The following is a 21,721-nucleotide window of genomic DNA, read 5'->3' as shown; positions in this document are numbered from 1 at the left end:
TGCGGCAGATTGTCCGGTGAAGTTGCCGCCACCACGATTGGAAGTCTTCTATTTCCACGCCTGCGACCGGGAGGGAATTGACCGCCTGTGGCCGCCCCGCTACCTGTTCTGTCCGCCTGCGGGGGAAACAAATGAACAAGAACAATGATGCTTCCGAATTCGATTACGTTATCGTCGGCGCCGGCTCGGCCGGATGCGTGCTCGCCAATCGCCTGAGCGCCGACGGCAAACATTCGGTATTGCTGTTGGAGGCGGGACCGAAGGATACCAACCTCTGGATCCACGTGCCACTCGGCTACGGCAAACTGTTCAAGGAAAAATCCGTCAACTGGATGTACCAGACCGAGCCGGAACCGGGCCTGAACGGTCGTCAGGTGTTCCAGCCGCGCGGAAAAGTGCTCGGCGGCTCCAGTTCGATCAACGGCCTGCTCTACGTGCGCGGCCAGCATGAGGATTACGATCGCTGGCGCCAACGCGGCAATACCGGCTGGGGCTATGACGACGTGCTGCCCTATTTCAAGAAGGCCGAGAACCAGCAGCGCGGCGCGGACAAATATCACGGCAGCGATGGCCCGCTCCCGGTATCCGACTGGCGGCACCACGATCCGTTATCGGAAGCGTTTGTCGTTGCCGCCGCCGAGACCGGCATTCCAACCAATCCCGATTTCAACGGCGCCACGCAGGAAGGGGCGGGGTTCTTCCAGACCACGACCCGGCGCGGGCGCCGCGCTAGCACGGCGTTCTCTTATCTTCGTCCCGCCAGGACGCGGCCCAACCTCCACATCGTAACTTCAGCGCTGGCGCAGCGTATCCTGTTCGAAGGACGTGGCGCGAAAGCGGTCGAGTACAAGCAGGAAGGCCGCGTGCGCACGGCGCGGGCGCGCAAGGAGATTTTGGTCTCCAGCGGCGCGTATAATTCGCCGCAACTGCTGCAGCTCTCCGGTGTCGGGCCGGCAGATCTGTTGAAGCAACACGGCATCGAGATCGTGCTCGACGCGCCAGGCGTCGGCAACGATCTGCAGGACCACTTGCAAGTGCGACTGATCACGCGCTGCGCGCAAAAGGTCACCCTGAATGACGTGGTCAATCATCCGATCCGCAAGATGATGGCGGGCATTCAGTACGCCGCGTTGCGCAAGGGGCCGCTGACGATTGCCGCCGGCACGTCGGGCGCGTTCTTCAAGACCAGCCCGCGGCTGGCCTCGCCCGATATCCAGATTCATTTCCTGCCGTTCTCGACCGACAAGATGGGCGAGAAACTTCACGCGCTTTCCGGCTTCACCGCTTCGGTCTGTCAGTTGCGTCCCGAGAGCCGCGGCTCGCTCCGCATCAAGAGCGCAGATCCCGCCGTGCCGCCGGAAATCCGCATCAACTATCTCGCGACCGAAACCGATCGCCGCGCCTTCATCGACGGCATCCGTATCCTGCGCAGGATTCTTGCAGCACCCGCGCTGAAGGCCTACGCGGTCGCGGAAGTCGATCCCGGTCCGAAAGTGCAGAGCGACGATGAACTGCTCGATTTCTGCCGCCGTACCGGCAGCACGGTCTATCACCCGACCTCGACCTGCCGGATGGGGAGCGATGCGCTCGCCGTCGTCGACCAGCGCTTGCGCGTGCGCGGCATCGAAGGATTGCGCGTCGTCGATGCGTCGATCATGCCGGATTTGATGTCAGGCAACACCAACGCGCCGACCATCATGATTGCCGAGAAGGCGTCGGACATGATCTTGGAGGACGCGCGGTAAGCGTTCTAACCTCGCCCCGCTTGCGGGGAGAGGTCGGCGCGTAGCGCCGGGTGAGGGGGTACAGGTCTATCAACTCGCACCAGCTTTGCGGAGAGAGCCCCTCACCCCGACCCTCTAAGAGCGAGCTTCGCTCGTCTCGACCCCGCAAAGAGCGGGGCGAGGGAGCTGTTGCCTCAGCCCTTGAACGCCCTTACCCGCTTCAGCATCTGCTCGACATGAGCAATCGGGGTTTCCGGCTGGATGCCGTGGCCGAGGTTGAAGATCAGCCGCCCCCGCGCGTAGTTCGCCAGCACATCGTCGACGGCGCGGTCGAGCGCGGCCCCGCCCGCGATCAATACCAGCGGATCGAGATTGCCTTGCACGGCGACGCGGTTCTGCACGCGTTCGCGGATCATGGAAGGCTCCGCCGCCCAGTCGATGCTGACGGCGTCGACGCCGGTCGCCTCGACGTAAGCCGGCAGCAGCGCACCAGCGCCGCGGGGAAAGCCGATGATCTTCGCATCGGGCGCTTGCGCGCGCACGCCGGCGACGATGCGCTTTACCGGTTCGATCGACCAGCGCTGAAATTCGCGCGGCGGCAACACGCCGGCCCAGGTATCGAAGATCTGCAAGCAATCGGCGCCGGCCTTGAGCTGGCCGAGCAGGTACTCGATCGAATTCTCCACCAGCACGTCGATGATCTTGGCGAACGCATCGGGATGGCGATAGGCCATCATGCGCGCCGGCGCCTGGTCCGGGGTGCCCTGTCCTGCGACCATATAGGTCGCGACGGTCCACGGCGCGCCGCAGAAGCCGATCAGCGCGATCTCAGGCGCGAGTTCGCGCTTCACGCGGCGCAGCGCCTCGTAGACCGGCTCGAGCTTGCCGAAATCGGCCTCGCGCGCCAGCGTCGTCACCTGCTCCGGCGTATCCAGCGGATCGAGCCGCGGTCCTTCACCGGCCTCGAAGCGCACGGAGCGGCCGAGCGCGTAGGGGATCACGAGAATGTCGGAGAAGATGATCGCGGCATCGAAGTTGAAGCGGCGGATCGGCTGCAGCGTCACCTCGGCGGCATATTCGGGCGTAAAGCACAGATCGAGGAAGCCGCCGGCTTTCGCGCGCAGTTCGCGGTATTCCGGCAGATAGCGACCGGCCTGCCGCATCATCCAGACGGGCGGCACCTTCTGCCTGTGGCCGGACAGCACCTCGAGAAATGGTTTTTCGGCGGACTTCTGGGACAAAACGAAAGGTTCCTGCGACAACACTGCTCTGGCGCCTCTGATACACGCAGGTTCCCGATTGGCCAAGGAATGATGCGAGACACGTTGGTGGAACCGGCGCAAAACCGAGCCGTTATCTCAGCCATGGAGGTACCTATGGCCGAGAAATTCAATCCTGCGGCGCATGACAAACACGCCGACGATCCCCGTGAAGCGGCCAAGGCTGATCGGGAAACCCACGAAAAGCTTCAGGCCGGGCTAGTCGACACGTTCCCGGCATCTGACCCCGTGAGCGCCGCGCAACCGGCGCCGTCGAAAGCCGATCGCGAACATGAGAATCCATCGCTGTGGGACAAAGTCCGCGCGGTCTTCCGCTAGCGCACTCACCGTTGAATACCCGCGCATGATCGCGCGGCAGGAGCGGCTCCTTCCCTAAGGAGCCGCTTTTGTTTGGGCGAGCAAGCGTTAGTAATGCGGTGGCCGTTCGTTTGTTGGGCCCGGCATGTTGTTCTCGGCTTCTCGCAAGCGCTCTTTCAGTTCCGCGACCTTCCGCGTCAGCCTGTCGATCTCGGCCCACTGCGCCGTGACCGTTTGATTCAATGTTTCGATGGTCACGTCTTGATAGGTCAGCCGCATCTCCAGCGCGTCGAGGCGATCGTTCAAGCTGTCGATGCTATCGCTCAATCTATTGACTTCACTCATGCGAGCCATCGCTGCGCTCCCGCAGGCCGTGACCCAGTGCCACGCGTTCGTCGAACACGAAACATTCGCCGCGCCAACGGCTCTCTTCCTCCGGTACCCCTTCGAGATAGCGGAGGATGCCGCCCTTGAGGTGATAGACCTCGGAAAATCCACGGGCCAAAAGGTAGGCGCTGGCCTTCTCGCAGCGGATGCCTCCGGTGCAGAACATCGCGATCTTCCTGTGCTTCGCCGGGTCGAGTTTCTCCGCGGCGAAATCCTTGAACTGCCCAAAGCTCTTGATGCCGGGATCGACGGCGCCCTCGAACGTGCCCATCGCCACCTCGAAGGCGTTGCGGGTGTCGATCACCAGCGTGTCGGGAGCGGCGATCAACTCATTCCATTCCGACGGTTCGACATAGGTGCCGACCTGCCGCGTCGGGTCGACCGTGGCATCTCCGAGCGTAACGATTTCCTTCTTCAACCGGATCTTCAGCCTTTGAAATGGCATGTCGCCAGCGGTCGAAAATTTCAGTTCGAGGTTGTCGAGCCGGCCGCCGAAAAGGGCGCCATGCTGCAACTCGTGGACGAGCGCGTCGATGCCCTCGTCGCTGCCCGCAACCGTGCCGTTGATGCCCTCTTGCGCCAACAGCACGCTGCCCTTGATCCCGAGGCCGGCGCCTATCGCGCGCAGCGGCTCGCGCAACTCCCGGAAGTCCGGCAGCGCGGCGAATTGATAGAAGGCGGCGACCTTGAACGGCATGGCGCCCGTTTATCAGGCAGGTCGGGCCGGGGAAACCCCGTAAAGCCCTGCATACTCCGCACATTGGCCCTGACGCCCCGCTGGCATGCCAACCATTGCCCTGCCGGGGATGAATATGCCAAAGAACCGTCTGTAAACCCGCCCCGATGGTCCCCGCGGGATGCTCAAGAACGCTGAAAAGAAAGCACTCGCGATGAGGAATTTCCATTTCGCCGGCCGCTCGACGGTCCATGCCCAGAACGCGATGGTGGCAACGTCGCATCCGGACGCCGCGCTGGTCGCCATCGACGTGATGCGGGCCGGAGGCACGGCCGCGGACGCTGCGGTCGCGGCCTGTGCGCTGCTCGGCGTCATCGAGCCGCAATCGACCGGCATCGGCGGCGATTGCTTCGCGCTGATCCAGCCGAGGGGCGAGGGCAAGATCGTCGCCTATAACGGCTCCGGCCGCGCGCCGATGGCGGCGACCGCCGAATGGTACCTGGAGCGCAAGATCCATTCGGTGCCCCTGACATCGGCCCATTCGGTGAGCATTCCCGGCGCGATCGACGCCTGGGACACGATCCTGCGCGACCACGGCAAGATGGGGCTCGACACGCTGCTGCAACCCGCCATCAAGGCCGCCGAGGAAGGCTATGTCGTTGCGCCTCGCATCGCCTTCGACTGGAAGAACCAGTTCGAGAAGCTGAAGAACGGCACCAACACCGAGCGCTATCTGCTGCCGCACGGCAAGCCGGCGGTCGCCGGCGACGTGATCCGCCAGCCCGAACTGGGCAAGACGCTGCGCGCCATTGCCAAGAACGGCCGCGACGCCTTCTATGCCGGCGAGATCGCCGCCGACATGGTGGAAACCTTGCGCGGCATCGGGGGCCTGCACACGCTGGAAGATTTTGCCGCGCATTCGACCGAAACGACAGCGCCGATCGGCACGATGTACAAGGGCCACGACGTCTGGCAGTGCCCGCCGAACGGTCCTGGCATCACCATGCTGGTGATGCTGAACATCCTTTCCCGCTTCGACCTGACCAAGTTCGCGCCGCTCAGCATCGAGCGCTTCCATCTGGAGGCGGAGGCCGCGCGCATCGCCTACATGATGCGCGAGCAGTACATCGGCGATCCCCAGCAAGTGCATGTCGACGTCGCCGGCATCCTCGCCAAGGAGTTTGCCGAAGAGCACATCAACAACATCAAGATGGATCGGCTGCTCGATCTGCCGAACGTCGCGCCGCCGATGAATCCGTCGACCGTCTACATCACCGTGGTCGACAAAGACCGCAACGTCTGCTCGTTCATCAACTCAATCGCGCATTCGTTCGGCTCGGCGATCGTGTCCAATAAGACCGGCATCCTCTTGCAGAACCGCGCCGGCGGTTTCCGGATTCAACCCGGCCACCCCAACTGCATCGCGCCGGGCAAGCGCCCGCTGCACACCATCATTCCCTCACTCGCCACGAAGAACGGCCGCGCGGTGATGCCGTTCGGCGTGATGGGCGGTCAGTACCAGCCGGTGGGGCAGAGCCATGTGCTGACCAACATTCTCGACTATGGTTGCGACGTGCAGGAAGCCATCGATATGCCGCGTGGCCTGCACTACGAGGGGGTCTATCAGCTCGAGGACAGCGTGCCGCCCGAGATCGTCGAAGGCCTGAAGAAGATCGGGCACAAGACCACCAGCGTGGTCGGTCCGCTCGGCGGTGGCCAGGCGATCTGGATCGACTGGGAGAAGGGCACGCTGACCGGCGGCTCCGATCCCCGCAAGGACGGCTGCGCGCTGGGCTACTGAGCCCAGCGGGGTCTTCGTCGCCGGAACCGCAAGCCCCTCGCATTCGTTAGGACGATGCGGCGGGCCGTCCTCTTGCCAGGAGATGGCCGCCTGTTTTCAGGGGGCGATCATCAGCTCACTCGGTCCCGAGGATTTCGATCAGGCCGACCTGCACGGCGGTCGTTCGCCCTGGTTTGCGAGGGCGGGACAGCACGCGCGTCTCGAACTCAGCGAAAATATAAAATGCGACGCACTGATCGTCGGCGCCGGCATCACCGGCTCGATGGTCGCCGAACGCCTGACGCGTCAGGGCCTGGATGTAGTGATCATCGATCGCGAGCTGCCTGGCCGCGGCAGCACCGCGGCCTCGACCTCGATGCTGCTGTGGGAAATCGACCAGCCGCTGCGGGACCTGAGCGAGGCTTGCGGCTTCGAGCGCGCCGCGCGGGTCTATCGCGCCAGCTTCGAGGCCGTCGCCGGCCTGAAATCGCTGGTGGCCGAGCTCGGCATTGTCTGCGGCATGCGGGAGAAGAACTCGCTCTATCTCGCGGCGAACGAGAACAGCGTTGATCTGATGGAGGAGCACCGCCGGCGGATGCGCGCCGGCCTGCCGGGCGAGTTTCTGGATCACGGCAGACTGCGCGACAGCTTTGGCATTGTGCGTGCCGGTGCGATCATCTCCTCGGGTGCGGCCGATGCGGATCCCGTGCAACTGGCGCATGGGATGCTCGAGGCTGCGATGGCGCGCGGGGCGCGGCGGTTCGAAGCGGAGGCCGTTGTGTTCGATGCCGCCGGGCGCACGGTCAACGTCCGTCTTTCCAACGACCGCGAGATTGAGGCGTCATCTGTCGTTCTCGCCACCGGTTACGTCATGCCCGACATCGTGCAGTCTTCCGTGCACGCGGTGTCGTCGAGCTGGGCGATCGCGACCGTTCCGCAGCCGCAAAGCGTCTGGAACGGTGGCACGCTGATCTGGGAGGACGCGAAGGATTATCTCTATGCGCGAACGACGCGGGCCGGACGCATTATCATCGGCGGCGAAGACAGCACGGAGATTGTCGAGCCGGAAGCGCGTGACCGCCTGATTTCCGAAAAATCAGTCATCCTCGCAAGAAGGCTAGCCGCGCTCTGGCCGGCGGCAAAGACCGAGGTCGAAATCCGCTGGGCGGGCACGTTCGGCACCACGCATGATGGATTGCCGCTGGTCGGTCCGGTCCCCGACGCCAAGGGCATCTATGCGGCCTACGGCTATGGCGGCAACGGCATCACGTTCAGTTTTCTCGCTGCACGATTGATCGGCGATCTGATCGCCGGAAAAACCTCGCCGCTGCTGCACGAATTCGCCATCGATCGCGATGACAGCATGGCTGGCCGCTGAAAAATGGCTAGGGAAACCGCCCGCTCTGCGCTAGAGACGTCGGTCTCTCGAACGAGGTATACTGAGATGCGCTTCTCCCGACGCACGATTATCCGGACCGCATGTGCCGCCGTGGCAGCGGCGGTTTCCACGCCCGCTGCCATCAGGATGGCATCGGCCCAGACCGCAGGAAAACCCATGACCACAGCTTCAGGCTTGCAGATCATCGACAGCAAGGAAGGCACCGGCGCCTCGCCGAAGACCGGCCAGACTTGCGTCATGCACTATACCGGATGGCTTTACGAAAATGGCCAGAAGGGCAAGAAATTCGACTCTTCGGTCGACCGCAACGAGCCGTTCGAGTTCAAGATCGGCCAGCGCCAGGTGATCGGCGGTTGGGATGAGGGCGTCGCCTCGATGAAGGTTGGCGGCAAGCGCACGCTGATCATTCCGCCCGCGCTCGGCTACGGCGCGCGCGGCGCCGGCGGCGTCATTCCGCCGAATGCGACGCTGATGTTCGACGTCGAATTGCTGGCGGTGAAATAGCTGCGCATTGATGGGAGCGCATCGTGAAGATCTCGATCCTCGACGATTATTTCGACACGGTGCGCACCCTCGACTGTTTTCGTAAGCTCGCCGGGCACGACGTCACGATCTGGAACGATCACGTCCAGGATGTGGGTCTGCTGGCGGAGCGCCTGAAGGATACCGAAGCGCTGGTCTTGATCCGCGAGCGGACACAGATCCGCACGCCGCTACTGGAGCGGCTGCCGAAGCTGAAGCTGATCAGCCAGCGTAGCGTCTATCCGCATATCGACATCGATACCTGCACCGGGCTCGGCATTATCGTGTCGTCGAGCCAGCACGCCGATACACCCTCCTATGCCACAGCCGAATTCACCTGGGGCTTGATCCTGGCGGCGATGCGCGCCATTCCGCAGCAGATGGCGGCGCTGAAGGCCGGCAAATGGCAGATCGGCGTCGGCCATACGCTGCGCGGCAGGACGCTGGGCATCTATGGTTACGGCCGGATCGGCGCCGTCGTTGCTGGCTACGGCAAGGCGTTCGGCATGAACGTGCTGGTATGGGCGCGCGAGCCGGCCATGGCGAAGGCCCGCGCCGACGGATACGCGACCGCCGCCAGCAAGGCTGATTTCTTCGAGCGTTGTGACGTGCTGTCGCTGCACATGCGCCTCGTCGATGCCACGCGCGGTATCGTCAAGGCCGAAGATCTCGCACGCATGAAGCCGACGGCGCTGCTGGTCAACACCAGCCGCGCGCCACTGATCGAGCCGAACGCGCTGGTCAATGCGCTACGCGCCGGGCGACCCGGCATGGCGGCGGTCGACGTTTACGAGAAGGAACCGCTGCGCGATGTCAACGATCCCCTGCTGAATATGGACAACGTGGTCTGCACGCCGCATCTCGGCTATGTCTCGCGCGACGAATACGAAATCCAGTTCACGGATATCTTTGATCAGATCACAGCCTACGCCGCCGGTTCACCCATCAACGTGGTCAACCCGAATGTGGTGGGGAGGGCGCGGCGGTAGTCTCTGCGCTCCCTCGCCCCGCTCTTGCGGGGTCGAGACGAGCGAAGCTCGCTCTTGGAGGGTTGGGGTGAGGGGCTCTCTCCGCCCGATGAGATTTTTCCGATAGACCTGTACCCCTCGCCCGGATTGCACTCCGTGCAATCCGACCTCTCCCGGCAGGCGGGGCGAGGTAAGAAGAACGCGCATACAAGACCGGCTCAAAAGTTCCTCGATTTGGCTGGTTTGCCATCGAGGATTTATGTACCGTTCGGGCAATCAGGCCATTTAGAAAGCAACAAGATGAGCGGCACTCACGATCACACCCATTCCCACGATCATTCTCATGACGATGCCGAGCGCTGGAAGCATGATGGCGTCCGCGTCATTCCCGGCAATCAGCTCGATCCCAACGTTCCCTCGACCGCCGGCATGGACCGCAAGGCCGCGATCAATTTCGCCCGCGTCGGCGCGCAGAAATTATGGGCGGGCACGGTTACCATTAAGCCCGACGCCAAGACCGGCGCCCATCATCACGGCCATCTCGAAAGCATCATCTATGTCGTGAAGGGCAAGGCGCGGATGCGCTGGGGCGAGCACCTGCAATTCACCGCGGAAGCCGGTCCCGGCGACTTCATCTTCGTGCCGCCTTACGTGCCGCATCAGGAGATCAACGCCAGCCCTGACGAGGTGCTGGAATGCGTGCTGGTGCGCTCGGACGGCGAGGCGGTGGCGATCAACCTCGACATCGAGCCGGTGGAAAAGCCGGAGACCGTGCTGTGGGTCGACCCGGTGCACCGCGATCCCGCTGAGAAGAAATAAGAAACAACAAACGCCGCCCTGGTGCGGATCGCGCGGGTGAATCCCATGAAGCTTGTTCGCTACGAGAGCGCGGGCCACGTCGCCACCATCACCATGGATCGCGCCTCGGCGCACAACGCGCTCAATAATGCGTTGTGTGACGAACTGCGCGAAGCCTGGCTCCGCTTTCACGAAAGCGACGACCGCGTTGCCGTGCTCGCATCGTCCGAAGAGAAATATTTTTCGGTCGGCGCCGACGTCAGGGATCTTCCCGTCAACATGTGGCACGCCGTGCCGGGCTTGGGAGTCGAACTGGACAAGCCTGTCATCGCCGCGACATCTGGCTGGGTCGTCGGCGGTGCCTTCGTGCTGGTCCAGATGGCCGACATGTGCGTGGCGTCGGAGACGACGCGCTTCATCTACCCCGAGGGCAAGATCGGCACCACCGCCGGCGGCGTCTCCTCGGTGATGGCGCGCATGCCGCACAAGATCGCGATGGAGTTTCTGCTGGTCGGCGAGGAAATGTCGGCGGAGCGCGCTTACCAGATCGGCTTCGTCAACAAGGTGGCCCCGAAGGGGCAGCATGTCGCGCTCGCCCAGGAGATGGCGGCCAAGATCGCCGCCAACGCGCCGCTGGTGGTGCGGGCGTTGAAAAAGCTCGCCCGCGAGTCCATGCCGAAGGGGCCGCTGGAAACGGTCGCCGACGTGCGCCGGCTGCTCGATGTCATCAGGGACAGCGATGACCTCAAGGAAGGCGTCAAGGCGTTCGCCGAAAAGCGCAAGCCCGAATTCAAGGGCAGGTAGCGGCCGTTCGCGGCCGGCTCCGGTGATCGCGTGTCGATTCGCCGTCTGAAAAATAATTTGAAAGGGATGTCGGACCCGTCCCCGTCCGTTCGTCCTAGGCCCGAACCCCGCGAAAAGGAGCCCACTTATGGCCAAAATGATCTTCGTCAACCTGCCGGTCAGCGATCTCGCCCGTTCGACTGCCTTCTATCAGGCGATCGGCGGCGAAAAGAACCCGCAGTTCTCCGACGATACGGCGTCCTGCATGGTTTTCTCCGAAACGATCTACGTCATGCTGCTGACGCACGACAAATATCGCCAGTTCACCTCGAAGAAGATCGCCGACGCCAAGGCCACCAGCCAGGTTCTGATCTGCCTTTCTGCCGACAGCCGCGATGCGGTGGACGACATGGTCCGCAAGGCGCAAAGCGCGGGCGGCGGTGCCGATCCGGGTCCGAAGCAGGATTACGGCTTCATGTATGGCCGCAGCTTCGAAGATCCCGATGGCCACCATTGGGAAGTGATGTGGATGGATGTCGCGGCTGCAACCGCCGCACAGCCCGCTACCGCCTGACAATCGAACGCATCAGCAACCGGAGTTTATCCATGTCCAAGATTTCTCCCTGCTTGTGGTTCAACGGCGAGGCTGAGGAGGCTGCGAACCTCTATGTTTCACTGGTGCCGGATTCCCGGATCACGAAGATCCAGCGCAATCCGATCGACGGCCCTGCCGGAAAGGCCGGCACGGTGCTGGTGGTCGAATTCACGCTGGCCGGCCAGAGCTTCATGGCGCTGAACGGCGGCATGAAGCTGGAACATACGCACGCGGTCTCTTTCAAGATCGACTGTGCCGACCAGGCCGAGGTCGACCGGCTTTGGGATGCGCTGCTGGCGAATGGCGGCGAGCCCAGCAAATGTGGCTGGCTGAAGGATCGCTTCGGTGTTTCGTGGCAGATCGTGCCAAGTGCGCTGCCGACATATCTCGGTGGTTCGGATTCCGCCGGCGCGAAGCGGGCCATGCAGGCGCTGCTCGGGATGGTCAAGCTCGATGTTGAAGGCCTGAAGCGGGCGTATGAAGGAAAGAGCGCGGCGTAGGAGGATCGTAGGGTGGGTTAGCCGAAGGCGTAACCCACCGACGCGCGAAGAAAGAGGGTGGGTTACGCTGCGCTAACCCACCCTACAGGCCTACACGTTTTCCTAATAACTGATCCGCAACCCTATGCCGCCGTGAAGCGTGTTGCCGATCGGCTGCCGGCCGGCGGTGCCGTTGAGGAAGAGATCGGCGACCCAGCCCTTGGTGATGCGGAAGCCGAGCCGGCCGCCATATTCAAGCCAGCCCTGGTTGCCGATCGTAGGCACGATGGTGCCGTCACCGGTCACGCTGGCGACGATGCCGGATCGCGTCCCAAAGGATTGCACCCATCCGCCGTTGATGTTGGCCTCGACGCTCGAGCCGAACAGGTGCGTCCATTGTCCGCCGATCTTGATGAGGCTGGTGCGGTCGGTGCCCGTGGCGATCGAGGCGTCGAACGGATTGTACGCGGCCGCAGGGTCGGTATAGCCCTCCACCCGTTGCCACAGCTGCCAGACCTCGACGTAAGCTGCGGCCTCATCGCGCGGCGAAAACCGGCTCATCCAGCCGGCGCGGCCGTAGACGGCGTAGTTTTCGCTCGATGTCGAGCTTTCCAGCGATACTGCGCCGAGGCTGGTCGCATAGCTGCGCGAATAGCGCACCTTCTGGAACGGCGACAGGATGGTGCCGATATCGAAGAATGGCCGCGATGATCCCCAGTCGACAAAATCGTAGCGCAGCGCGAACGCGCCGATCGGCGCGCTGGTGACGTGATACCCGCCCTCATTGAATTGGGCGTAGGCGATACCAGCCAGCAGCGACAGATTGGGCGTCAGGTTCTTGCGACCGTGAATGCCGGCCGAGAACGAACCAGCCGAACCGAACGCGCTGATGCAATCATTGCAATTGACCTGCTCGTTGATCCCCAGCAGCACGTTGCCGAGCACGCGGTTGGTGATCATCTGGTTGAAGCGCTGCCCGGCGAGGTCGTTGATCGATCCGGCGCTCGAGCCGGGCGTGGCCAACGACGGTGCGTTGGTGCCAGGCGTCGGTGTCGGGCTTGGCGTCGGTGTAGGCGAAGCCGAAGGGCTCGGCGAGGGAGAGGGGCTCGGCGTGGGCGTCGGCGTGTAGCACTCGACGCATTCCTCCGTCGGAGTGGGCGAAGGCGACGGCGACTGTGCCCGCGCAGACGACGATGGCGCCTCGAGCAGCGACAGAAAGAGCGCTGCGGACAGCAGAAGGCCGCGGGGGAAGTTCGCCATTGTCAGCGCCCGCACAGCATGCCGGTGGGATCGCTGCCGTCGTCGACAATGGCCGGCGACGCTTATTGCGTGGTGCTGCAGAGTCCGGCCGCGGCGCCGCAGGTCGCGGCAAAGGTCCATGGCGGGCTGTTGGTCTTCTTGATAGTCGACCTGCCGCCGGCACCGCTGGAGGTGATGATGGCGGTGTCGCCGGGCCGCGTAAGCTGGATGCACTCAAAGCTGACCGTGCAGACCGAAGCCGCGCCGTCCCGCAAATTGACGATCGTCTGGCCGCGCTGCGAGAGAATATCGAGCGTGGTGCCGCGCACGCCGATGGTCGCCAGCGGCGTCGTGATCTTGTAGGCGGCCTTGTCCGATTGGCCAGTAACGAATCGGAACGCGCCCGAGGTCATGCGTATTGCGACCTCGCGGTAGTGATGCTCGTCGTCGAAAACGGTGCGGTCCAGCTTGAGCGTCGCATTGGGGCCGAGCGAGAGGTTGGTGCTGTCGGCCATCACCAGCCGCGTTGCGCTGTCGATCCCGGTGCGCACGGTCTCGTCGCGCAGCACCCCATCGCCAACCTTGATCTGGGTGGTCGAGGGGCCGGCCACGCGGAGCACTTCATTCTTGACGACGGCTGCTTCGCCGACGCGCGTTTGCGCGCACGCGGGAGCCGTCATCAACGCAGTCACCAGGCCAATTGCAGATAGCGAAGAAAAGCAGTTACAGAAATTCATTTCAAAAAACCGATCGATTTATCCCGACATCGTACCGGATCGCGCGCGCATGCGATGTGGCAGAATTATCACTTGTGCGGCTTACGCGCCGATCGATTAGTAATTGCGAAATCGAAATGCGTTCAATGCGATGGACATAAAAATCTGGAGTGGCCACACTCAATTTTGCCGCAATCTCTTTTGGTCCCTGATTCCAGCCAGATCGCCCGTGAAGCCAGCAACCCAATCACTTTCCGTTCTGCCAGGTTCGATGATGCGCACAGGCGTCATCGCGGGAGTCCTTTTTGTTCTTGCGCACTTCGCGATGCTGATTGGCGTCACTGCGCCGGAAAAATTCTACTTCGACGAAGTGCATTACGTTCCGGCGGCGCGCCAGATGCTCGAGCCTGTCATGCGAGAGCCGATGCTCAATCCGATGCATCCGCCGTTCGCCAAGCAGCTCATCGCGCTGTCGATCCATTCGTTCGGCGACGGGCCGTTGGGCTGGCGCTATCCAGCCGTGCTGTTCGGATCGCTCGCCATCGTCGCGGTGTATTTATGCGGCCTGGCGCTGTTCGCAGCGCAGGGGCCGGCCATCGCAGCGAGCCTGCTCGCCTTCTTCAACCAGATGCTGTTCGTGCAATCGCGGATCGCGATGCTGGATATTTTCGCGCTTACCTTCAGCCTGTTCGCGATCGCCGCGTTCATGCGTGGCTTTAGAAGAGAGCGGCCGCATCTGTGGTTCGCGCTTGCCGGGATCGGCTTCGGCTTGTCGGCCGGCTGCAAGTGGAGCGGGCTGTTCGTGCTCGCGGTCTGCATCGTCATCGTCGCCGCGATCCGCCTGATGCAAAGCTGGCGCACCCAGTTCGCCGACGCCCGGCCGGATGACTGGTACCGGCCCGATCTGTGGCCCGATTTCAGGTGGTGGCATTTCGCAATCTGTTTCGTGCTGATTCCGATCGCCGTCTATCTCGCGACCTTCATTCCGCTCTACGGATTTTCGGTGGCGAACATCCTGGAAGCGCAGCGGCGAATCTTTGGCGATAACACCACGACCGCGATCGCGGGTCACACCTATATGAGCTCATGGCCGTCCTGGCCGTTCCTGGTGCGCCCGGTCTGGTACCTCTTCGACAAAGTAGATGACGACCGGATTGCCGCCGTGGTCTTCCTCGGCAATCCGCTGATCCTGTGGCCGGCGCTGATCGCGGTCGCGATCTGTCTGCGCGACTGGATCGTGACGCGGCGGGTTGATGCCTTTCTGGTCCTGGCATTCTATTTCGGCCCGTACCTCGCATGGGCACTGCTGCCGCGAACGCTCGGCTTCATCTATTACTATCTTCCGGCGGCGACCACCGCGAGTCTTGCGCTGGTCTATGCCTTGAAACGCGGCAGCACGCCGGCATGGCTGCTATGGGCCTATGTCGGAATCGGTTTTGTTGGATTCGCCGCAATGTTGCCGATATCGGCCGCGTTCATAGGTACGTCGATGGCGACGTTCAGTCGCCTGATGATCTTCCAGAACTGGATTTGAGACTGTCGTTCGGCGCAGAACGCTTAACGATTGGTTACCCGAGTAGTCCACTTGTACGGGTCATGGGCTCGCCGTAGATTCGTCGCTGTATGAATCGCTCGAATCCCCGTTTAAAGGAACGAACGGCATGTGGGCCTTCTTTGAACGTCTGCTCGATTCATCGATGTTTGCGCCGCATGGAATATGCCTGCTGTGGGAACCCCAGCTGATCTGGCTCCATGTTGCCTCTGACGTCATCATCGCCGCTGCGTATTTCTCGATCCCAATCGCGCTTTCGATCTTCGTCTCGAAGCGCCGCGATGTCGATTTCGGCTGGGTCTTCTGGGCATTCGCGCTCTTCATCATGGCTTGCGGCGTCGGCCATGTGATGTCGATCATCACGCTCTGGTATCCGGTCTATGGCATCGAAGGCATCGTCAAGGCGATGACCGCTGCGGCGTCGATCGTGACGGCGGCGATGCTGTGGCCGCTGTTGCCGAAAGTGCTCGCGTTGCCTTCGCCGTCGCAGTTGCGGGCGGCCGAAATCGCTTTGGCTCAGGAAGGCATGTACCGGCGCGAAGCCGAGGACATGCTTCGGCAGTCGCAGAAGATGGAGGCGATCGGGCATCTGACCGGCGGTGTGGCGCACGATTTCAACAATCTGCTCACGATCATCAGCGGCAATCTCGAGATCGCCGATCGCTGCTTGCATTCGTGGAGCGATGCCACGCGCGAACGGCTGACACGGGTGATCGCCAACGCCGCGAACGGCGCGCAGCGCGCGGCGATGTTGACGCAGCGGTTGCTCGCATTCGCGCGCCGGCAGCCGCTCGATCCGAAACGGACCAACGTCAACCAGCTGATCGCCGGCATGTCGGATTTCTTCAGGCGGACGTTAGGTGAGACGATCGACCTTGAAGTCATCGGCGGCGCCGACCTCTGGCAGGTCGAGGTCGATCCCAGCCAGTTGGAGGCGGCGATTCTCAATCTCGTCGTGAATGCCAAGGACGCCATGAACGCCAAAATCTCGGGCGCGATGGCGGGCAGCGGCAGGCTGACGATCGAGACCAGCAATGTCTCCGTTGACGAGGGCTATCCGCAACGGAACGCAGGCGTGCCGCCGGGCGAATATGTGCTGATCGCGGTGAGCGATACCGGCGCAGGAATGCCGCGAGAAGTCCAGGAGAAGGCGTTCGATCCGTTCTTTACGACCAAGCAGCCGGGGCATGGCACCGGCCTCGGATTGAGTCAGGTCTACGGCTTCGTCAAGCAATCCGGCGGCGAGATCAAGATCTACAGCGAGGTTGGACATGGAACGGCAATCAGGATCTACCTGCCCCGTGCCGCTGCCGCACCCGAGATCGCCGGACAGGGCGAGGGCCCTCTTGTCGGCAGTTCGGGAAGCGAAACCGTCCTGGTGGTCGAGGACGAGTGCGATGTGAGATCGTATCTGGTCGAGACGCTGAAAGACCTGAACTACCGGGTTCGCGAGGCGGCGAACGGCGCGGCCGCGCTCGCCTTGTTCGATGCCAATCCGTTCCGGATCGATCTGTTACTGACCGACATCGTGATGCCCGGCCTCAATGGCCGCGAACTGGCCGACCAACTGCATCATCGCCAAGCCGGCCTGCGGGTCTTGTTCATGACCGGCTATTCGCGGGATGCGATCGTGCATCAGGGGCGGCTGGACCCCGGCGTGTCGCTGCTGCAGAAGCCGGTCACCCAGGCCTTGCTGGCGGCAAGGATCAGGGAAATCCTCGACAAGTCGTAGATCGACGGGTCGGAGCGTTGCGCCTTGGCGATTTGTATCCGCCAATAGAAAATCCGCCTGCCGCAGGTGGCAGGCGGATCGATTTTACAAGACCTCACTTCGCGGCGGTCTTGGTGTCCATGTTGACGACCTGAACGCGGCGGTTGGTCGGGTCCATCGGCGCATTCGCATCCTTCGGCTTGGTCTTGCCATAGCCGACGGTCACGAGATTGGCGCCAGCGATGCCGTACTTCTCGGTCAGGTATCGCTTGATCGTATCGGCCCGGCGCTCGGAAAGATCCTGGTTATACGCCTCGCCGCCGATCGCATCGGTATGACCGGCGACCACGAAGGTCGAACCCTTCAGGGTCGAATCGGACAGCGCCTTGCCGAGTTCCTGCACGGCGGAAACCGAATTCTTGCTGATATCGGCCGAGTTGTAGTCGAACTGGATTTCGAGATCGATCTTCGGCTTGCTCGCGGCAAGTTCCGCGATTTCCTGGCGCTCGCCGAGTGACAGCGACCGGGTCTTGCGGTTGCGGAGCGAGTCGACGAAGTTGGTTTCCTTGGCCTTTGCGGCAACGTCCACCGGCTGCTGCGGGCCGGTCGAGAGGCCGCGGGTCACGCCGGCCTTCGGCTTCAGGGCGTCCAGAATTTTGTCAGCCGAGACGGTGTCGCCGGCGACAGCGACGCCCGCCGTCATCGATAGCGCGGCGCCGATGGTCATGATGGAAACAAAGCGGGTCATTGTCTTAATCCTCAGTTGTTAACGCCTGCAAACCGGCGTGCATGACGTTTTGATGCTGCGAGGATAGGACGGGTTCAAAGCGGGCAATGTGACTCAGATCACATTGGCTAACGCCGGCTTTCTGTAGGGAGCGTACTTTTCAATAGGCGCTGCAAGGCGTTGAAGGCCGCGCAAGGTCGCCTTGCTTGCCGTCGTGTTGTCTGCGGATCGATTCATCCGACGTTGCTTGAGTGATTTGAGTCACGCGTCGATCGGCGGAACGGGTCGCTGATTTTTCCAAAGACACTACTCCGGCAAAGCTTCCGGCAAGTCGAGACCACGCGTGCTCGAAGCATGGCGGTCCCAACGCCCTGCAGCACGTAGTTCTACGGTGCGCGGCGTGTCATCCAGCCAGTTGAGTCAATTGCGCTGTCGATTTCAGCAAAGAAAAAAGATGGACCGTCGCGTCAGCGCCGATCTGTGGACAACAAAACGGCCAGATGCGCTTCTAGCAGAACGACTCACAAAAAATCCGAATACAAATCGTTCGGCGCAACCAAACGGACGGGGCGGGTGTTACAGTCAGTCAAGCGTCAGCGTGAGTATCAGGGTTATCGCACCAGCGCGTCGGAGCCTGCCGGTTCCGGAAGTTCAATGCCAACACTGATCGGCGCGGCGATGATCGCCGCTGCAATTTTGCTGTCGACGCTGATCAACGCGCTCGGCGGCCGCTATGTCGGGTTCGAAAGCCCGACGGAGGAAAGCGCGTGGCTGGTCGATCGTCTCACCGGCCAGGTCTACAAATGCCATGCGCCCCAGCCGGGTCGCGCCTCCTGCGAGGCCGAGATCGCAACCGGCAGCGTGGGAGAGCGGCAGAAGCGGTGAGGTGAGTTCGCACCGCGAGGCGGCGATCGGGGAACCCGGGACTCCCAAGGCGCGCGAATCCCGATACATTGCCGCGCGATGCTCCGCGCGACCGAACCCCGTTCCCTGACCAAGCTTGAGGCCCGGCGAATCTGGCTGCAGGCTCAGCGGCTCGATACCAGCGAGCCGTTCGGCGCCGGACCGGCCGCGGTTGCGGCGGCGGTGGATCATCTCGGCTACGTGCAGATCGACACCATCCACGTCATCGAGCGTTCTCATCATCACATTCTCTATAGCCGCATCCCGGCTTACACCCGCGCCGACCTGCGCCAGGCGCAGAGCGTCGACAAAAGCGTGTTCGAGTACTGGACGCACGCGCTGTCCTATGTGCCGGCGAAGGATTTTCGCTTTTTCGTTCCGGCGATGCGGGAGCACCGGCGCGAGGGTCACCGCTGGTTTGCGTCCGTCAAGCCTGAGGACACCCGCAAGGTGATGCGGCTGTTGCGGCGCGACGGCCCGCTGACCATCCGCGACATCGAGGACGACGTTCTGACCGAGAAGGAACATCTGTGGCAGAGCCGCAAACCCTCGAAGCGGGCGCTGCAGCTTGCCTTCTACACCGGCGAGGTGACGATTTCCGAACGCAACGGTATGCTCAAGACCTATGAGCTGATGGCGCGGCACTTCGGCTGGGACAAGCCGCCGAAGCCGGCAAGGTCGGCGGAAATCACCGCCTATCTGCTCGAGCGCGCGTTGCGCTCCCAAGGCGTCGTCAGCCTGGATTCCATCTGCCATCTCGACGCGCCGAGCAAGCCCGCGGTGCGGCGGCTGATCGAGGCGCGGGTGCGGCGCAAGGAACTGGTGCCGGTCGCGCTCGAAGGCGCCGGCAAGCAGGAACATTGGGCCCGGCCGGAAGTGCTGGAGGCGAAGCTGTCAGTGGAGGCCGGTAATGGCCCGGTGCACATTCTCTCGCCGTTCGATCCGCTTGTTATCCAGCGCAAGCGTACCGAATTGTTCTTCGACTACGGCCACCGCTTCGAAGCCTATGTGCCGAAAGAGAAACGCCTGTTCGGCTATTTCGCGCTTCCCGTGCTGGTCGGCGAAGACATCGTCGCCGCGATCGATATCAAGACCGATCGCCAGAACAAGAAGCTGCTGATGCAGAAATGGAGCTGGGTCGGCAAGGGCGCGGCGAGGGCGGCACGCAAGGACTACAAGCGCCGCATCGAGGAAGAGCTGCACCGCTTCCAGCGGTTTCAGTTAGCGGACTAGGGTTTCCGTTTAGGAACCCGCCGCTGCCGGGTTTGTTAGTTCCATGCTGCAAAGCCGCCGGGGAGGCGACATGGACAAGGACAAGTCAATTCTGGAAAAATTCACCGACACGGTGAAGGAAATCGCCAGCACCGCGACGGAAGCCGCGAGCCAGGCGTTGAAGACCGATGAGGCGGGCTTGAAGCCTGACGAACGCGCGGCGGTCTATGTCCCCCTCGCTGCCGATGGCCTCGTTTCCGATCCCCTGATGGCGCCGCCGGTTGCAGCCGCGCCCGAGCGTCGGAAGCGCACGGCGAAGAAGCGGAGCAGTGCGCCGGCAGCTAGGGCGAGGAAAGCCGGCGCTGCCAAGGCACGAACTGCCAAGGTTCGAAATGCGAAGGCTTCCTCTGCCAAGACTCGAACCGCAAAAAAGGCGACGAAAAGGTCGGCCGCCGGGAAATCGAGCAACCAAAAATCAAGGCCTGCGAGCAAGACCGCGAGAGGCCCGAAGAAGACCACAGCAAAGAAGAAGCGCCAGAAAGCTCGACGTGCCTGATGCGGGCGGGTCGAGGGTAGCGAAAGCCGTGGAGTGCAGCGATCCAGGGAGCCTCGCGCGGGCTGAGGGCTCCGTCCCCCGAGATTTATTGGGCAGATCTGGACTAAGCATCGAGCCGGCCCGGGAGGCATCTCTCCGGAAAGCAATTACCTCTTAACTTAACTTTCCTTCACGAATTCATGATCAGTGACGAATGTTGACAATCGTCAGTGAGCATTCGATACTCTTCACCAGATCCTGCGATGGAGAGTCCGATGTTCGCCCGTTCCGTTTTCTCTAGCTATTACAGGCTGTTGACGGGAGCTTCGTTGGCGTTTGCGGTATTCGCGTTGGCCGGCTGCAATGAAAAGGCGGCGGAAACGGCCGTTCCGGGCCGTCCGGTTCTGGTCGCGACCGTGAAATACGCGGCTGAGACCCCGGAACGCAGCTTCGTCGGCACCATCCGGCCCAGGATCGAAACCGACATGGGTTTCCGCGTCCCCGGCAAGGTCGCCCGGCGCCTGGTCGAGGTCGGTCAGACCGTGGATGTGGGCCAGCCGCTCGCCACCCTCGATGAAGTCGATCTGAAGCTGCAGGCCGAGCAGGCCGAGGCTGAATTCCGCGCCGCTACCGGTGTGCTGGCTCAGGCGAGCGCCTCCGAACAGCGCGCCAAGGATCTGCGCGCCAAGGGCTGGACGACGGATGCGCAGATGGACCAGAGCCGCGCGGCCGCCGATGAGGCGAGGGCGCGCTATAACCGCGCCGAGCGGCAGGTCGAACTTACCAAGAACTCACTTTCTTACGCGACGCTCCTCGCCGATACCCGCGGCGTCGTCACCGCAACCTTGATCGAACCGGGCCAGGTCGTGGCTTCCGGCCAGACCGCGATCCGTGTTGCGCGCTTTGCCGAAAAGGAGGCCGTGGTCGCGATCCCCGAGACGCTGGTCGGCCGCGCCAAGTCCGGCACCGCCAGCGTGACGCTGTGGTCGGACTCGGAAAAGAAATACACCGCGAAATTGCGCGAGATCGCGCCGTCGGCCGATCCGGCGACGCGGACCTATCTCGCCAAGTTCTCGCTGCCTGAGGCCGACGACAAGGTCTCGCTCGGCATGACCGCGACGCTGACGCTGGCGGATGCCGCCACCGAGCGCGTGGCAAAGCTGCCGCTGTCGGCGCTGTTCAGCCAGGGCAGTAATCCCTCGCTCTATACCGTCGACGATGCCGGCGCGGTGAAGCTGCAGCCGGTCATTGTGAAATCCTACGAGAGCAATTCGGTCGTGATCTCCGGCGGCGTCAGCGATGGCGCCAAGGTGGTCGCGCTCGGCGTGCAGAAGCTCGATCCGGCCCAGAAGGTCCGGGTGGTGTCGTCGCTGTCGTTCTAGTCCCGTCAATTAACCGGCGTCATTGCGAGGAGCGAAGGGACGAAGCAATCCATAGC

The 21,721-nt window shown here is 62.7% G+C and carries 22 protein-coding genes; 16 read left to right on the top strand and 6 right to left on the bottom strand.

The genetic code is table 11. The annotated features are described in order from the left end of the window. Positions 1–131 precede the first annotated feature (131 nt). A complete protein-coding gene (locus AC0QUY_RS09175) occupies positions 132–1,745 on the top strand; it encodes a GMC family oxidoreductase (protein WP_475386594.1) in 1,614 nt (537 codons plus the stop codon). A 173-nt stretch (positions 1,746–1,918) separates the two neighbouring features. Here the strand turns inward: AC0QUY_RS09175 and hemE are convergent, their stop codons facing one another. Next, complete coding sequence (gene hemE, locus AC0QUY_RS09170) at positions 1,919–2,965, bottom strand: uroporphyrinogen decarboxylase (protein ID WP_475386593.1); 1,047 nt, start codon at positions 2,963–2,965, stop codon at positions 1,919–1,921. 135 nt (positions 2,966–3,100) lie between these two features. Between hemE and AC0QUY_RS09165 the strand changes: the two genes are divergently transcribed. Further along, on the top strand, positions 3,101–3,322 hold the full coding sequence (locus AC0QUY_RS09165) for a hypothetical protein (RefSeq protein WP_161849553.1): 222 nt from the start codon (positions 3,101–3,103) through the stop codon (positions 3,320–3,322). Positions 3,323–3,409: 87 nt separating this feature from the next. Here AC0QUY_RS09165 and AC0QUY_RS09160 read toward each other — a convergent pair whose 3' ends face one another. After that, positions 3,410–3,646 (bottom strand): SlyX family protein, encoded by a 237-nt coding sequence (locus tag AC0QUY_RS09160; protein WP_161849552.1) that lies wholly within the window; start codon positions 3,644–3,646, stop codon positions 3,410–3,412. Further along, a complete protein-coding gene (trhO, locus tag AC0QUY_RS09155) occupies positions 3,639–4,385 on the bottom strand; it encodes an oxygen-dependent tRNA uridine(34) hydroxylase TrhO (protein ID WP_161849551.1) in 747 nt (248 codons plus the stop codon). Before trhO ends, AC0QUY_RS09160 begins: the two co-directional genes overlap by 8 nt. 193 nt (positions 4,386–4,578) lie before the next feature. Here trhO and ggt point away from each other — a divergent pair, with 193 nt between their 5' ends. From ggt to AC0QUY_RS09115, 8 genes are all read left to right on the top strand, one after another. Continuing rightward, positions 4,579–6,165, top strand: a complete 1,587-nt coding sequence (gene ggt / locus AC0QUY_RS09150; RefSeq protein ID WP_161849550.1) for a gamma-glutamyltransferase — start codon at positions 4,579–4,581, stop codon at positions 6,163–6,165. 82 nt (positions 6,166–6,247) lie between these two features. Further along, on the top strand, positions 6,248–7,522 hold the full coding sequence (locus AC0QUY_RS09145) for an NAD(P)/FAD-dependent oxidoreductase (RefSeq protein WP_475386592.1): 1,275 nt from the start codon (positions 6,248–6,250) through the stop codon (positions 7,520–7,522). A 66-nt stretch (positions 7,523–7,588) separates the two neighbouring features. Further along, entirely contained in the window at positions 7,589–8,047 is a 459-nt protein-coding gene (locus tag AC0QUY_RS09140) for an FKBP-type peptidyl-prolyl cis-trans isomerase (protein ID WP_475386591.1), read from the top strand. 23 nt (positions 8,048–8,070) lie between these two features. Next, entirely contained in the window at positions 8,071–9,054 is a 984-nt protein-coding gene (locus tag AC0QUY_RS09135) for a D-2-hydroxyacid dehydrogenase family protein (protein ID WP_475386590.1), read from the top strand. Between the two features lie 279 nt (positions 9,055–9,333). Then, a complete protein-coding gene (locus AC0QUY_RS09130; RefSeq protein WP_475386589.1) occupies positions 9,334–9,852 on the top strand; it encodes a cupin domain-containing protein in 519 nt (172 codons plus the stop codon). A 45-nt stretch (positions 9,853–9,897) separates the two neighbouring features. Continuing rightward, positions 9,898–10,635 (top strand): enoyl-CoA hydratase/isomerase family protein, encoded by a 738-nt coding sequence (locus tag AC0QUY_RS09125; protein ID WP_475386588.1) that lies wholly within the window; start codon positions 9,898–9,900, stop codon positions 10,633–10,635. A 127-nt stretch (positions 10,636–10,762) separates the two neighbouring features. Continuing rightward, positions 10,763–11,188 carry a VOC family protein gene (locus AC0QUY_RS09120; RefSeq protein ID WP_475386587.1) on the top strand — a complete coding sequence of 142 codons (426 nt, stop codon included), beginning with the start codon at positions 10,763–10,765 and terminating at the stop codon, positions 11,186–11,188. Between the two features lie 32 nt (positions 11,189–11,220). Next, positions 11,221–11,709: a VOC family protein gene (locus AC0QUY_RS09115; RefSeq protein ID WP_475386586.1), complete on the top strand. Its 489-nt coding sequence runs from the start codon at positions 11,221–11,223 to the stop codon at positions 11,707–11,709. 102 nt (positions 11,710–11,811) lie between these two features. Here the strand turns inward: AC0QUY_RS09115 and AC0QUY_RS09110 are convergent, their stop codons facing one another. After that, positions 11,812–12,963 carry a hypothetical protein gene (locus AC0QUY_RS09110; RefSeq protein WP_475386585.1) on the bottom strand — a complete coding sequence of 384 codons (1,152 nt, stop codon included), beginning with the start codon at positions 12,961–12,963 and terminating at the stop codon, positions 11,812–11,814. 47 nt (positions 12,964–13,010) lie between these two features. Further along, complete coding sequence (locus AC0QUY_RS09105; RefSeq protein WP_475386584.1) at positions 13,011–13,607, bottom strand: FecR family protein; 597 nt, start codon at positions 13,605–13,607, stop codon at positions 13,011–13,013. Positions 13,608–13,914: 307 nt separating this feature from the next. Here AC0QUY_RS09105 and AC0QUY_RS09100 point away from each other — a divergent pair, with 307 nt between their 5' ends. Beyond that, positions 13,915–15,177, top strand: a complete 1,263-nt coding sequence (locus AC0QUY_RS09100) for a phospholipid carrier-dependent glycosyltransferase (RefSeq protein WP_475386583.1) — start codon at positions 13,915–13,917, stop codon at positions 15,175–15,177. Positions 15,178–15,304: 127 nt separating this feature from the next. Next, positions 15,305–16,927, top strand: a complete 1,623-nt coding sequence (locus AC0QUY_RS09095; RefSeq protein ID WP_161849541.1) for an ATP-binding protein — start codon at positions 15,305–15,307, stop codon at positions 16,925–16,927. Between the two features lie 94 nt (positions 16,928–17,021). Here the strand turns inward: AC0QUY_RS09095 and AC0QUY_RS09090 are convergent, their stop codons facing one another. Next, a complete protein-coding gene (locus tag AC0QUY_RS09090) occupies positions 17,022–17,654 on the bottom strand; it encodes an OmpA family protein (protein ID WP_161849540.1) in 633 nt (210 codons plus the stop codon). Between the two features lie 633 nt (positions 17,655–18,287). Between AC0QUY_RS09090 and AC0QUY_RS09085 the strand changes: the two genes are divergently transcribed. From AC0QUY_RS09085 to AC0QUY_RS09070, 4 genes are all read left to right on the top strand, one after another. After that, entirely contained in the window at positions 18,288–18,518 is a 231-nt protein-coding gene (locus AC0QUY_RS09085) for a hypothetical protein (RefSeq protein WP_161849539.1), read from the top strand. 78 nt (positions 18,519–18,596) lie between these two features. Further along, positions 18,597–19,769 carry a winged helix-turn-helix domain-containing protein gene (locus AC0QUY_RS09080; RefSeq protein ID WP_161849538.1) on the top strand — a complete coding sequence of 391 codons (1,173 nt, stop codon included), beginning with the start codon at positions 18,597–18,599 and terminating at the stop codon, positions 19,767–19,769. A 70-nt stretch (positions 19,770–19,839) separates the two neighbouring features. After that, a complete protein-coding gene (locus tag AC0QUY_RS09075; protein ID WP_161849537.1) occupies positions 19,840–20,304 on the top strand; it encodes a hypothetical protein in 465 nt (154 codons plus the stop codon). Between the two features lie 254 nt (positions 20,305–20,558). Further along, positions 20,559–21,665 (top strand): efflux RND transporter periplasmic adaptor subunit, encoded by a 1,107-nt coding sequence (locus tag AC0QUY_RS09070; protein ID WP_475386582.1) that lies wholly within the window; start codon positions 20,559–20,561, stop codon positions 21,663–21,665. Positions 21,666–21,721 lie beyond the last annotated feature (56 nt).

This window comes from Bradyrhizobium sp. WYCCWR15520 (assembly GCF_056174665.1).
This window is presented reverse-complemented; position numbering and strand designations above follow the sequence as displayed.

Bases quoted from the DNA above. Each gene is read 5' to 3' on its own strand.
- AC0QUY_RS09175 (WP_475386594.1), top strand. From the start codon at position 132: ATGAACAAGAACAATGATGCTTCCGAATTCGATTACGTTATCGTCGGC.
- AC0QUY_RS09165 (WP_161849553.1), top strand. From the start codon at position 3,101: ATGGCCGAGAAATTCAATCCTGCGGCGCATGACAAACACGCCGACGAT.
- AC0QUY_RS09160 (WP_161849552.1), bottom strand. From the start codon at position 3,646: ATGAGTGAAGTCAATAGATTGAGCGATAGCATCGACAGCTTGAACGAT.
- trhO (WP_161849551.1), bottom strand. From the start codon at position 4,385: ATGCCGTTCAAGGTCGCCGCCTTCTATCAATTCGCCGCGCTGCCGGAC.
- ggt (WP_161849550.1), top strand. From the start codon at position 4,579: ATGAGGAATTTCCATTTCGCCGGCCGCTCGACGGTCCATGCCCAGAAC.
- AC0QUY_RS09145 (WP_475386592.1), top strand. From the start codon at position 6,248: ATGGCCGCCTGTTTTCAGGGGGCGATCATCAGCTCACTCGGTCCCGAG.
- AC0QUY_RS09140 (WP_475386591.1), top strand. From the start codon at position 7,589: ATGCGCTTCTCCCGACGCACGATTATCCGGACCGCATGTGCCGCCGTG.
- AC0QUY_RS09130 (WP_475386589.1), top strand. From the start codon at position 9,334: ATGAGCGGCACTCACGATCACACCCATTCCCACGATCATTCTCATGAC.
- AC0QUY_RS09125 (WP_475386588.1), top strand. From the start codon at position 9,898: ATGAAGCTTGTTCGCTACGAGAGCGCGGGCCACGTCGCCACCATCACC.
- AC0QUY_RS09120 (WP_475386587.1), top strand. From the start codon at position 10,763: ATGGCCAAAATGATCTTCGTCAACCTGCCGGTCAGCGATCTCGCCCGT.
- AC0QUY_RS09115 (WP_475386586.1), top strand. From the start codon at position 11,221: ATGTCCAAGATTTCTCCCTGCTTGTGGTTCAACGGCGAGGCTGAGGAG.
- AC0QUY_RS09105 (WP_475386584.1), bottom strand. From the start codon at position 13,607: ATGACGGCTCCCGCGTGCGCGCAAACGCGCGTCGGCGAAGCAGCCGTC.
- AC0QUY_RS09100 (WP_475386583.1), top strand. From the start codon at position 13,915: ATGATGCGCACAGGCGTCATCGCGGGAGTCCTTTTTGTTCTTGCGCAC.
- AC0QUY_RS09095 (WP_161849541.1), top strand. From the start codon at position 15,305: ATGTGGGCCTTCTTTGAACGTCTGCTCGATTCATCGATGTTTGCGCCG.
- AC0QUY_RS09090 (WP_161849540.1), bottom strand. From the start codon at position 17,654: ATGACCCGCTTTGTTTCCATCATGACCATCGGCGCCGCGCTATCGATG.
- AC0QUY_RS09085 (WP_161849539.1), top strand. From the start codon at position 18,288: ATGCCAACACTGATCGGCGCGGCGATGATCGCCGCTGCAATTTTGCTG.
- AC0QUY_RS09080 (WP_161849538.1), top strand. From the start codon at position 18,597: ATGCTCCGCGCGACCGAACCCCGTTCCCTGACCAAGCTTGAGGCCCGG.
- AC0QUY_RS09075 (WP_161849537.1), top strand. From the start codon at position 19,840: ATGGACAAGGACAAGTCAATTCTGGAAAAATTCACCGACACGGTGAAG.
- AC0QUY_RS09070 (WP_475386582.1), top strand. From the start codon at position 20,559: ATGTTCGCCCGTTCCGTTTTCTCTAGCTATTACAGGCTGTTGACGGGA.